11 protein-coding genes and 1 other annotated feature are annotated in these 13,145 nt (G+C 38.1%); of the genes, 10 read left to right on the forward strand and 1 reads right to left on the reverse strand.

The genetic code is table 11. The annotated features are described in order from the left end of the window. The first annotated feature begins 652 nt into the window (after positions 1 to 652). Complete coding sequence (locus tag KHA93_RS20725) at positions 653 to 2,548, forward strand: family 43 glycosylhydrolase (protein ID WP_213112454.1); 1,896 nt, start codon at positions 653 to 655, stop codon at positions 2,546 to 2,548. Between the two features lie 47 nt (positions 2,549 to 2,595). Here KHA93_RS20725 and KHA93_RS20730 read toward each other — a convergent pair whose 3' ends face one another. Next, complete coding sequence (locus KHA93_RS20730) at positions 2,596 to 3,615, reverse strand: YeiH family protein (RefSeq protein ID WP_213112455.1); 1,020 nt, start codon at positions 3,613 to 3,615, stop codon at positions 2,596 to 2,598. 114 nt (positions 3,616 to 3,729) lie between these two features. On the opposite strand from KHA93_RS20730, the gene KHA93_RS20735 reads away from it, so the two are divergent. From KHA93_RS20735 to ilvD, 9 genes are all read left to right on the forward strand, one after another. Then, positions 3,730 to 4,653: a LysR family transcriptional regulator gene (locus KHA93_RS20735; RefSeq protein WP_213113062.1), complete on the forward strand. Its 924-nt coding sequence runs from the start codon at positions 3,730 to 3,732 to the stop codon at positions 4,651 to 4,653. Positions 4,654 to 4,996: 343 nt separating this feature from the next. Continuing rightward, positions 4,997 to 5,539 (forward strand): helix-turn-helix domain-containing protein, encoded by a 543-nt coding sequence (locus tag KHA93_RS20740; RefSeq protein WP_213112456.1) that lies wholly within the window; start codon positions 4,997 to 4,999, stop codon positions 5,537 to 5,539. A 41-nt stretch (positions 5,540 to 5,580) separates the two neighbouring features. Next, entirely contained in the window at positions 5,581 to 6,684 is a 1,104-nt protein-coding gene (locus KHA93_RS20745) for an ABC transporter ATP-binding protein (protein WP_213112457.1), read from the forward strand. Continuing rightward, entirely contained in the window at positions 6,674 to 7,480 is an 807-nt protein-coding gene (locus tag KHA93_RS20750) for an ABC transporter permease (protein WP_213112458.1), read from the forward strand. The genes KHA93_RS20745 and KHA93_RS20750 overlap by 11 nt, the downstream gene beginning before the upstream one ends. After that, complete coding sequence (locus KHA93_RS20755; protein WP_213112459.1) at positions 7,477 to 8,283, forward strand: ABC transporter permease; 807 nt, start codon at positions 7,477 to 7,479, stop codon at positions 8,281 to 8,283. The genes KHA93_RS20750 and KHA93_RS20755 overlap by 4 nt, the downstream gene beginning before the upstream one ends. After that, positions 8,280 to 9,353, forward strand: a complete 1,074-nt coding sequence (locus KHA93_RS20760; protein WP_213112460.1) for an ABC transporter substrate-binding protein — start codon at positions 8,280 to 8,282, stop codon at positions 9,351 to 9,353. The genes KHA93_RS20755 and KHA93_RS20760 overlap by 4 nt, the downstream gene beginning before the upstream one ends. Before the next feature lie 396 nt (positions 9,354 to 9,749). Continuing rightward, complete coding sequence (locus tag KHA93_RS20765) at positions 9,750 to 9,917, forward strand: hypothetical protein (protein WP_213112461.1); 168 nt, start codon at positions 9,750 to 9,752, stop codon at positions 9,915 to 9,917. Positions 9,918 to 10,255: 338 nt separating this feature from the next. Then, a complete protein-coding gene (gene ilvE, locus KHA93_RS20770; protein ID WP_213112462.1) occupies positions 10,256 to 11,155 on the forward strand; it encodes a branched-chain-amino-acid transaminase in 900 nt (299 codons plus the stop codon). A 19-nt stretch (positions 11,156 to 11,174) separates the two neighbouring features. Further along, entirely contained in the window at positions 11,175 to 12,839 is a 1,665-nt protein-coding gene (gene ilvD, locus KHA93_RS20775; RefSeq protein WP_213112463.1) for a dihydroxy-acid dehydratase, read from the forward strand. 39 nt (positions 12,840 to 12,878) lie between these two features. Continuing rightward, positions 12,879 to 13,127 (forward strand) — a binding site (T-box leader). Positions 13,128 to 13,145 lie beyond the last annotated feature (18 nt).

Genomic DNA, 13,145 nt, shown 5'->3' on the forward strand with positions numbered 1-13,145 from the left:
CACAGGATGTGGGTCCGTCGACGTCGCCACAGGACGTGGCGATTTTAGTCGACGTTCCTTTTTCGGACTTCGACTGAGATAAAGGAAACACGCGAAACGAAGTGGAGCGATGTTGACTTATCGTAGGCGCTGAAGCTGGACACCAAAAACGGCACTTCCCATTTTAAGGGGGTGCCGTTTTTCAGTTTAAGAAATTGCAGCTCATCTTGCCCCAACCAGTGATTTTAATGTGCAGTAGGTCACGATAGAAAGTTCAATGTTCACTCAATCCATTATTTAAGACTTAAAGATAACGATGAATCGTTCATAGTGTTATGGATTCTTAGTCACAATAAGTAATTCAATATTATCGCTATCTCAAGGTCATATTGGCCATTTCATCTAACTAATACTAATAGTTACAGGTTTACTGTATACCAAGGGTGTGTCATTAATTACACCTTTTAAAAGTCCAACACTTCGCAAACAAGTTTTACTACAAAATCTAGTTCTAAAGTGACACTAATCACCATTTTCATGATGCATTCCCTAGGTATAAATGATTGTTTTTTTTATCCCTTCACAATCCTAAAGGATTTAGTGGAAATCCACAGAAGTATTAATGAAAAAAGCTCTCGTAATCCTGTGGGTAAAGGACAAATTTTTAGAAGGGATGATGAAAAAGATGATTGGTAGGTTGATTGTCGTTTTGATAGCAGTTGTATTATTATTCTCCATTACTATAAATTTCACTGGATCCACTTTTGCTTCAAATGGCCCATTAGAAACTTCTAACAAGAATAGCCCTCCCGCTGTTAACAAGAAAGAACCCTTTGCAATATTTGAAAATCCTGTTTTGGGAGATGGGGCAGATCCTTGGGTTGTGAAACATTCTGATGGATATTATTATTACACCCATACTACAGGTAGAGATATTACCATATGGAAGTCGAAAACATTAACTGGTTTAGCGAACGCTCCCAAAAAGGTTGTTTATACACCTAGCGATAATGGTCCACATAGTCAAAGCATATGGGCGCCAGAGCTTCATTTTATTGATGGCAAATGGTACATCTATTTTGCTGCTTCAGGAAACACCGGCAGTCATCGTATGTATGTCCTACAATCTGAAGGCTCAGATCCATTTGGTTCTTATTCATTTCCAGAGAGAACGGAATATGGGAAAATTTCAGACCCTACGGATAAATGGGCTATTGATGGAACGGTATTGGAATATAAAAATAAACTATATTTTATTTGGTCGGGATGGGAAGGCGATGTTAATGTAAGCCAGCATCTATATATCGCACCAATGTCGAACCCATGGACAATAAGCGGGGAACGAGTAGAAATCTCCAGACCAGAGCTTACATGGGAGAAAAACGGTTTTCCACTGATTAATGAAGGACCGCAAGTCTTGAAAAATAAGCAAGGTAAAGTATTTATTATTTATTCGGCTAGTGGCAGTTGGACGAATGATTATTGCTTAGGGATGTTAAGTTTCGGGGGGAAGAATCCGCTTGATGCTTCCTCTTGGACGAAAAATCCAACACCAGTTTTCGAAACAAATACAGAGGCGGATGTATATGGACCAGGTCATAGTAGCTTTGTAAAATCACCAGACGGCAAGGAAGATTGGATTGTTTACCATGCAGCCAAATTCAAAGATGGAGGCTGGACTAGAAATGTAAGAATGCAGAAGTTTTCATGGAACAAGGATGGATCTCCTAACTTCGGCAAACCAGTTGGAACCCAAACCCTATTACGTGTGCCATCCGGAGAAACAGAAGGAGCATTCACACCAAGTTTACCTGGAGAGGTTTATCAATACGAGGCTGAAGATGCAACAGTTAATAATGCAATAATTCATGTTAATACAAGTGCATCTCGCCATAAAAAGGTAGGACATATTGATTTTAGTGACAGTTATGTAGAATTTAATGTAGATGTACCATCGGGAGATTATACATTGGTCGTAAGGTATGGAAATGGAATGGGGCAGCAATCGACGCACCATGTTACTGTAAATGGTGAATCATATGGAGAAATAGCATATGAGAGTTATGGATGGGAAAATTGGAAGGATGCTAGCCTAAATATTCATCTAAATTCGGAACAAAACACAATTAGGATTTCTAAAGGGCATTTATATGCTGAAATTGATTATATTCAATTGATCCCAAAAGAAACCAATGTTTATCAATACGAAGCGGAATTTGCAAATCTTCATAAAGCAAATATTATAAATGATTCTGCTTCATCAAATGGCCAAAAGATAGGCGGTATGGATGAGAATGGCAGCTTCGCCCGATTTGAAATCAATGTACCAAGTTCAGGCACATACGAAATGAAGATTAAGTATGTAAACGGTACAGCTGCTATAAGCTCCCATAAGTTGACTGTAAATGATGATGTTATTGGAACCATATCTTATGAAAATATGGGTTGGAATAATTGGCAGTATGCAACCGTAGTAGTGCCATTTAAAAAGGGTAAAAATACGATTATGTTAAAGAAGGATACTGGCTATGCTGACATCGACTTTTTTACCATTGAGAGAATAGAATAAGAAATTAAACACGGCACTTCCAATTTTATGAGAGTGCCGTTTTGCATTTATATGATAAAGAATACCAATACCGATAAAGCCAATGATGTAATAACCATGGCGATGAGAGGTTTTAACGCTTTTGATTTTAAATCTGCGAGGCTAACGTTTAATCCAAGGCCAACCATAGCAGCTGTCAATAACCAACTAGTGACCGATGAAACAAAGCTTTTTACTCCTTCAGGATATGGAACAGCATGTCCTAAAACATAGCTTCCGATAATGCTCATAATAATAAAACCGATTAAAAACCAAGGAAATTCAATTTTAGTATCTGTACTATCTCCTGTAGACTTTCTTTTCATCCAATACATAAAAAGAAAGCAAAGGGGTATAAGCAAGAATACGCGACCTAATTTTGCAAGCAAACCAATGGCCAATGCATCTTCACCGCCAACATCTGCGGCAAGTATGACTTGGGCGATTTCATGAAGACTCATTCCCGACCAAATGCCGAATTCGATATCTGTAAGAGGTAGAATCGGGCGTATGAGAGTATAGGCTATCGCGAATACAGTTCCAACGAGAGCGATGATCCCCACGCTTATTGCTGTGTCCTCATCTTTAGATTTAATTATTGGTGCGACGGCGGCAATTGCTGCAGCACCACAAACCCCAGTTCCGACACCAAGCAATAATGAAATAGTCGGATTTGCCTTCAAACGCTTAGCTAGCCAAACTGTTGCGAAAATCGCGAAAATAATGACGCCGACATCACGAACAAGCAAGCCAAGTCCATCTTGAAGAACGACCGCAATATCCAATTTTAAACCATATAAAATGATAGCTGCCCGTAATAATTTTTTTGATGAGAAAGCAATACCTGGGCGAATCGCTTCAGGGTAACCGAAGATTTGCCGAAAAATAATGGCGATAATGATTGCACATGCGAGCTGTCCTACCATATTGAAACCTGGAACTTTTGCTAGCCAAAAGCCGAGAAATGCAATCAAAAATGTAAAGGCAATTCCACCTGCCATTGAAGTGCCAGCTGATTGCGGTTTTTTCCTTTCTAGTTGTTTTTCCATAAACTAACCTCCAAAAATAATGTCCTATTACAGAATAATACTTATTATCGTATAAGGAAAATAAATCATTATAATAGTAATGATAAGTAAATGCTTATAGTAGGTGATGAAAAGATGGAACAACAATTGGAAGTATTCGTAAAAGTCGCGGAAAAGGAGAGTTTTTCGCGAGCAGCTGAAGAACTACACATGACTCAGCCAGCTGTTAGTCAATACATTCAACAATTTGAGCGGGAAATGGGGACAAAGCTATTAGAACGGAGTAATAAGTACGTCCGATTAAATAAAGCGGGTGAAATCGTTTATCATCATGCAAAAGAAATCATTGGCCTCTATACAAAAATGCAACGTTTAGTTGATGATGTTACGAATAAAACAAGCGGACCCTTATCAATTGGTGCCAGCTACACATTTGGTGAGTATGTACTCCCACATATCATAGCGCTTACTCTTGAAAAATATCCGCTTGTTAAACCAACAATCACAATTGGAAACACAAAAGAAATTGCGGAACTTGTTACAAGTCACCAATTAGATATCGGTATTATTGAAGGTGGATTAAAAAACGCGAAATTAAACATCGAGCCTTTTTCTAAGGATGAAATGTATGTTTTTATTTCTTCAAAACATCAATTGGCTAGTAGGAATGGGGAGATACAAGTTTCTGAACTAGAAGATGAAACATGGATTGTTAGGGAAAATGGTTCCGGAACGCGCGAAGCCAGCGATGAAGTCTTCCGTATATTTAATTTAGCTCCTCCAAAAATAATGGAGTTTGGAAGCAACCAACTTATTAAAGAATCCGTTGAAGCTAGTCTTGGAATAAGTTTACTATCTCATTGGGCTATACGGAAGGAAGTTGAGATTGGGACACTTAAAATATTAAAGATAAAAGGCTTGCCCTACACTCGACAGTTTTCTGCGATTGTCCAAACCCCTTTCCATACAAAAGCGATGGATAGTTTTCTTAACTTATTAAGGGAAGAGGAACTTCTTTACAACATTGGAAATAAAGGTCCTCAACATTTTCAATCCTAAAGAGCTTACTAAGTTCATTGGTGTCGCTCAGTTGATTAGAGCGAAAGGTGGGAGACTCCTGCGGGAAAAACGGGTAACGGGATATCCCACAGGCGCTGAGCGCCGAGGAGGCTCTTCGAACCGCATGGAACGGAAATCAGCACCAATGCCAGTACAGCATTAAGCGAGCACCTGGAGAGGAAATCAATAAACAAAATTGGCATAACAAAATAGGAAAAAAGTATTGAAGTATCTACATATTTAGGTATAATAATGTGAGGTTTAAAGTAAACTTAAAGTTTGGTATAACTAAACTTTATTCACTTATAGTTTACTAATATTAAACACGATTGAGGTCATATTGATGCTAATCGGAAACAAAATTAAGAATTTACGATTGAAGAAAGGGTTGACGCAAGAGGAGTTAGGGGAACGCACTGATTTAAGTAAAGGCTATATTTCACAGTTAGAAAGAGATTTAAGCTCTCCTTCAATCGATACTTTCTTTAACATACTAGAAGTGCTTGGCTGCACTCCAAAACAGTTTTTTGACGAAGAAGAGCGGGAACAAAAAGTAGTGTATACGGAAGAAGATCAAACAGAATACAAAGATGATGAAAAGGGATATGAGATTAAATGGTTAGTTCCAGAATCCAATGAAATGGAAATGGAACCAATCTGGCTTACGTTAGAAGAAAATGGAGAGTTCAAGCAATTTGAACCTTCTTTGTCGGAAACCTTCGCATACGTAATAAAGGGGCATATCATGATTCAATTAGGCAAACATACGTATTATGCAAAAGCTGGTGAATCTATATATTTTCATTCATCTCATCAACATCAAATAAGCAACATGCATAAAGGGATATCGGAACTGATTTTAGTTGCGACTGATTCGTATTTGTAAACATAGGTCGCAATAATGTTACGAAAAATGGAGGGACAACAATGACTGAAAATACTATTATTCGTTTTGAAAATGTATCAAAACAATATGATGATGAATTAGTTTTGGACGATGTAAGCTTTGAAATTGAGCGTGGAAAATTTTATACCCTTCTTGGTCCCTCTGGCTGCGGGAAGACGACGATTCTCCGTTTGATTGCTGGATTCATCGAACCTTCAAAAGGGGCAATCTATTTTAATGGGAAAAAAGTAAATAAAATTCCAGCTAACGAACGCCAAGTAAATACAGTATTTCAAGATTACGCCTTATTTCCACATTTAAATGTTTTTGAAAATGTGGCATTTGGTTTGCGAATAAAAAAGAAGAAAAAGACAGAAATTGAGCAAAAAGTCACGGAAGCTCTTAAGTTCGTAAACTTGGCTGGATATGAAAATCGTGAGATCAATGAAATGTCTGGAGGCCAGCGTCAACGTGTTGCGATTGCGCGTGCAATTGTAAATGAACCTGAAGTGATATTACTTGACGAGCCGCTATCTGCACTCGACTTGAAATTAAGAACCGAAATGCAATACGAGCTCCGTGAATTGCAGCAAAGACTTGGTATTACGTTTATTTTTGTCACACATGACCAGGAAGAAGCACTTGCGATGTCTGACGAAATTTTTGTCATTAATAAAGGGAAAATTCAACAAAGTGGTACCCCAATTGATATTTACGATGAGCCGATCAACCGTTTTGTCGCAGATTTTATAGGTGAATCAAATATTATCCCTGGAAAAATGATTAAAGATTTCCTAGTTGAGTTTAATGGCAAACAATATGAATGTGTCGATCAAGGATTTAATCCAAATGAGTCAATTGAAATAGTCATTAGGCCTGAAGATTTGGAGATTACGTCAAGAGATTCGGATAATCTGCATGTTAGAGTAGATTCTCAGTTATTCCGAGGTGTGCATTACGAAATCTGTTGCTACGACGAAGCTGGAAATGAGTGGCTTGTCCATTCTACTAAAAAAGCAGCAGCTGGGGATGAAGTAGGACTTCGATTTGATCCCGAAGCTATACATGTTATGCGTTTTGGAGAAACAGAAGAAGAATTTGATAAACGCTTGGAAGCGTATGATGAGGTAAGCCATGCAAAATAAGATGCGCAACTTTTATCTCGTTCCATACGTTTTATGGATTGCATTATTCGTAGTGACCCCTATTTTGCTCGTGGTTTATTATTCTTTTTTCGATATTGAGGGTAATTTTACAGTAACCAACTATCAAAAGTTTTTCACACCAGTATATTTAAAAATGACACTTAGTTCTTTTTGGTATGCCTTTTTAATAACAGCTTTTTCAATCATAGTAGCTTATCCTACAGCTTATTTCCTTACGAAAGCAAAGCATAGACAACTATGGTTACTGCTTATCATATTGCCTTCTTGGATCAATTTACTCTTAAAAGCCTATGCATTCCTTGGAATTTTCGGAGCATATGGACCTGCTAATATGTTCTTAGATGCAATTGGGATCGGTTCAAAACAAATATTATTTACTGACTTTAGCTTTATATTTGTTTCTGTATATATATTTATTCCATTCATGATTCTTCCGATCTACAATGCCCTTGAAAAGATGAATCCGTCTTTAGTCGATGCTGCAAGTGATCTAGGAGCTTCTACATGGACAACTTTTAGAAGGGTTATTTTTCCGCTAACCTTGGATGGAGTTAAATCAGGTTGTCAAGCAGTATTTATTCCGGCTCTTTCCTTGTTTATGATTACGAGACTAATCTCTGGGAATCGAGTCATTACTCTAGGTACAGCAATTGAACAACATTTCCTTGTTACACAAGATTGGGGAATGGGCGCGACCATTGCAGTATTCTTAATTATCGCAATGGCGATTATCATGATTTTAACTGGCAATAGAAAACGGGGTGATCTCATATGAATGGGAAAAGCAAATTTGCACGCATATATTTGGTTATTGTTTTTTTCATTTTGTATGCCCCGATCCTTTATTTAATGTATTATTCGTTTAATAGTGGTGGGACAATGCGTGACTTTGAAGGCTTTACGCTTGAGTGGTACTCGGAAGTTTTCCAAGATACGAGGCTTATTATCATTGCCTTAAATACGTTAATCATTGCATTACTATCAGCAGCCATATCAACGATTCTTGGCGTTGTCGGGGCACTTGCGATTACGTATGTAAAGAAACTACGGTATAAAAATACACTTCAAACATTGAATAACGTCTTGATTGTTAGCCCAGACGTTATAATCGGGGCTTCTTTCCTAATTATGTTTACGATGATTGGGATTAAGCTAGGTTTTACATCCGTCTTATTATCCCATATTGCATTTAGTGTACCAATTGTTGTCATTATGGTGTTGCCTAAACTTCAAGAAATGAGATCTTCCCTCATTGACGCTGCGCGGGATCTTGGTGCTACGAACTGGGATATATTATCAAAGGTTATTTTACCTTATATTACACCTGGTATTTTTGCAGGCTTTTTTATGGCTTTAACCTATTCGCTAGATGATTTTGCCGTTACGTTTTTTGTAACAGGTAATGGTTTTTCAACGTTATCAGTCGAAATATATTCACGTGCTCGACAAGGTATTTCATTAGAAATTAATGCATTATCAACACTGATCTTTTTAGTGACTCTTGTACTAGTCATTGGATATTATTTCGTTAATCAGCGCAACGTGAGACCTCAAGCTGCGGGGGTGAGGAAATCATGAGTAAATTAGTACGTTTGTTTTCTCTTATCTTTATTATTTCCTTTGCCTTAATGTACCTGACTTCTAACATGAATTCTTCTCAAGGATATACGAGTGGAAATGTTCTGAATGTCTATAATTGGGGAGATTATATTGATCCGGATTTAATTAAGAAGTTCGAGAAAGAAACAGGAATGAAAGTGATTTACGAAACGTTTGATTCTAATGAAGCAATGATGACAAAAATATCACAAGGCGGTACATCTTATGATATTTCAGTCCCTTCGGAATATGCGATTAGCAAAATGAAAGAGGAAGGTTTACTTCTTCCACTAGATCATAGTAAATTGCCCAACTTGAAATATATTGATAAGCGATTTATGGATTTATCCTTTGATCCAAAAAATCAATATTCCATACCATATTTTTGGGGTACAGTTGGAATCGTCTATAATCCGAAAATGCTTGGTGGGAAAAAGATTACGAGCTGGAATGATTTATGGGATCCAGATTTAAAAAATCAAATCTTTCTTGTCGATGGTGCCCGTGAGGTAATCGGAATGGGTCTGAACAGTTTGCATTATTCATTAAATGAGACGAATGAAGAACGTCTATTGGAAGCAAGAAGTAAACTCGATAAGCTTACTCCAAATATTAAGGCGATCATTGGAGATGAGATAAAATTACTCGTAGCCAATGAAGAAGCTGCTATCGGAGTAACGTGGTCTGGAGAAGCGGCTGACATAATGAGCGAAAACGAAGACTTGGATTATGTTGTGCCAGAGGAAGGGTCAAATTTGTGGTTTGATAATATGGTCATCCCGAAATCAGCTCAAAATGTGGAAGGTGCCCATAAATTTATTAATTTCATGCTAGATCCTGAAAATGCCGCTCAAAATGCTGAATATATTGGATATTCAACCCCAAATGCTAAAGCATTAGAATATATGCCAGAAGAAATAACAAGTGATCAGCGTTTTTATCCTTCTCCAGAGTTAACTGAAAGACTTGAAGTGTATGATAACTTAGGAAAGAAAATGTTGGCTCACTATAATGATCTATTTTTGGAATTTAAAATGTATCGTAAATAATGATTTTTAGTTGTCTAGCTCCAGGCGCCTTCCGCTTTTCCAACCTCGCCGTGTTTCCTTTATCTCAGTCGAAGGCCAAGAGAGGAACGTCGACTAAAACCGCCACGTCCTGTGGCACCGTCGACGGACCCGCATCCTGCGGGCCTGTACGTCGATGAGCAAGGCGCTTACGCTTTTCTAAGGGCTGCCGAATCTATGGGCAGCCTACCTTTATTTATGGACTAATAGTATACTGGATTCATGTAGGCGGAAAAAATGGAAATGGGTAAAGAAATTATGGGTATGCTTCATGAGATAAAGATATATTGAATGGCATAACACGATTTTAAAAGAGCACAGCCAAAAATTGGACATGCATAGTGACACATTATAAGTGGGCTAAGAAATGGACAAGAAATGCTAAAAGCTGAGTTAAGCGAAATGCGGCTTCAAAATGCAAAAGAGTTTGGAGAAATTAAAGAACAAATGAAAGACATGGGAGATAGCAACGATTTCCTCAAAGATGACACATGGCATATTAAAAAAGATATCCTACGAATAAAAAAAACAATGGGAATGTCATGAATATACTTACCATTAGAACACCTACACATAAAAGCCTCAGAAACCTCATAAAAATGAATTCCGTATTAAAACAGCTACGTATTATTTTTCTTAAAAAGGTAGATAAGCTCGTAGCTGTTTTTTATTATTTTTTGATTTTAAAAATTCATAAATAGTACAAATTTTTGAAACCTTGGTGCAAAAACAATGAAAACGGATACAAAATAAATGGACTTTTTCCAACTGATAAAACATTCTGAAAATGTACTTGACCTTTCTGCAATACCGCGGTATCATTGGAACAATTTAATAAATCTAAACAACCTGAAAATAATTACTACAGAGAGGGGCGAATAGCGATGAGTGAACAATTGATCTTCCTTGACGGCAAATTCGTGAAAAAAGAAGATGCTGTCGTGTCAGTGTATGATCATGGATTTCTCTATGGAGATGGTATCTTTGAGGGAATTCGTGCATACTCTGGGAATGTGTTTCGCTTAGACGAGCACTTAACAAGACTTTATGACTCAGCGAAATCAATCATGTTAACCATTCCATACACGAAAGAGGAGATGGCTCATATTGTTGCCGAAACACTCCGCAAAAATGATTTAACAAATGGATATGTTCGCCTCGTTGTTTCACGTGGGGTTGGTGACTTAGGTTTAAGTCCATACTCCTGTAAAAATGCAACAGTGCTTGTCATTGCTGAACCGTTACGTATTTATTCAAAAGAATTATATGAAACAGGTCTTGATATCGTAACAGTTGCGACGAGACGGAATCGTTCAGATGTATTAAATCCAATGGTAAAATCTTTAAACTACTTAAATAATGTTCTTGTAAAAATAGAAGCAACACTTGCTGGAGTTCCTGAAGCATTAATGCTTAATGATCAAGGGTATGTAGCGGAAGGATCAGCGGACAACATCTTTATCATAAGAGATAAAAAAATACTGACACCTCCGGGACATGTCGGTGCACTTGTTGGTATTACAAGAAATGCCATTATAGATATAGCACGTGTAAAAGGTTATGAAGTAGAGGAAGCTGTTTTTACACGCCATGATGTATATACAGCTGATGAAGTCTTTTTAACTGGAACTGCTGCGGAAGTTATAGCGGTTAAAACAGTTGATGGACGCATTATTGGCGACGGGAAGCCAGGTCCTATCACGAATGAGTTGCTCGAAAGCTTTCGTGAACTGACACTCACAGACGGATACAAATTATACGATGAGTTACATGTAGCGAATTAATGAAACAGGAGATGTCATAATGAGAAGCGATATGATAAAGAAGGGGATTGATCGTGCCCCACACCGCAGCTTATTATATGCCACAGGTGTAAAAACAAGAGATTTAGAGAAACCTTTTATTGGTGTATGTAATTCATATATTGATATTATTCCTGGCCACAAACACCTTAGAGAATTTGCAGATGTTGTAAAAGAAGCTATTTGGGAAGCCGGTGGAGTTCCGTTTGAATTTAACACTATCGGAGTAGATGACGGAATCGCAATGGGCCACATCGGTATGCGATACTCTTTACCAAGTAGAGAGCTTATCGCCGACGCAGCAGAGACCGTGATTAATGCACACTGGTTTGATGGCGTATTTTACATCCCTAACTGTGACAAAATCACACCGGGTATGTTGATGGCTGCGTATAGAACGAATGTCCCATCGATTTTTGTTTCAGGTGGTCCAATGGAAGGTGGAGTTTCTTCTGAAGGTGAGCCTTTAACATTGACTTCTGTTTTTGAAGGGGTCGGAGCTTATCATGCGGGGAAAATGTCTGCTGAAAAACTTCTAGATATCGAACAAAACGCTTGCCCGACTTGTGGGTCATGTTCAGGAATGTTTACAGCAAACTCTATGAACTCATTGATGGAAATGCTTGGTGTAGCCTTACCTGGAAATGGTACAATTGTAGCAACTTCAAATGAGCGTCACAGATTAATTAAAGAAGCTGCTCATCATTTAGTTAGAATGGTAAAAGAAAACATTAAGCCTCGTGATTTAATTAGCGAACAAACAATTGATGATGCATTTGCACTAGATATGGCTATGGGTGGATCAACAAATACAGTTCTTCACACATTAGCTATTGCGCATGAAGCAGATATCGAATACGATTTATCTCGTATAAACGAAGTAGCAAAACGCGTTCCTTACTTATCAAAAATTGCTCCTGCATCAGACTATACGATGCAAGATGTACATGATGCTGGTGGAGTCAGTGCCATTATACGTGAATTATGTGAAATGGGTGCAATTGAGAGGGATAGAATGACGGTAACTGGTAAAACTGTCTATGAAAATGTAAAAGACCATGTTATTACAAATCCAAAAGTTATAAGGCCAAGTGAAGATCCATATAGCCCAGTCGGCGGACTTTCAATACTATTTGGAAACATAGCTCCAGACGGAGGAGTCATTAAAGTAGGTGCGGTTGACCCGTCCATCAAAACATTCCTTGGTAAAGCAATTGTTTTCGAATCTCAAGAAGATGCTCAACAAGGAATCAACGATGGTACTGTAAAAGAAGGTCACGTAGTAGTTATCCGTTATGAAGGACCTAAAGGCGGACCGGGAATGCCGGAAATGCTCGCACCAACAGCAGCGATTGCAGGTAGAGGTCTTGGAACAAAGGTTGCCCTTATCACAGACGGTCGTTTTTCAGGAGCGTCGAGAGGTATTTCAATCGGACATATTTCTCCGGAAGCAGCAGAAGGCGGTCCTATCGCTCTTGTTGAGGATGGAGATGAAATCTTCATCGATTTAACAAATCGTACGATTGAATTGAAAGTTTCAGATGATGTTTTAGCTGAGCGTAAAGCGAATTTAAAACCATTTGAGCCAAAAATTAAAAAGGGTTATCTAGCTAGATACTCTAAGCTCGTTACATCTGCCAGCACAGGCGGAGTAATGAAAATATGACAAAAAATTGAATTCATGATATAACTGAATGAACAATCGACAAAAGCCATGAAGAGGTAAAAATAAATGGAGTTCTGTATTACCAGAGAGCCGGAACTGCTGGAAACCGGCATTACAGCCATTTGTGACATCGCCTTGGAGCGGGAACCCGGAAAGTAAATTGCGAGTAGGGGTTCACGGGGATAAAATAAAGTTCCCGTTATCAATGAGTGACATAAAGTCGCTCCAGAGTCAGTGATTTACACTGAAAAGTAGGGTGGTACCATGAAAAGTTTTTTCATCCCTGCATAAAAGGTTCTCCTTTTT

The organism is Lederbergia citrisecunda, from assembly GCF_018343695.1.
Classification (GTDB): Bacteria; Bacillota; Bacilli; order Bacillales; family Bacillaceae_C; genus Lederbergia; species Lederbergia citrisecunda.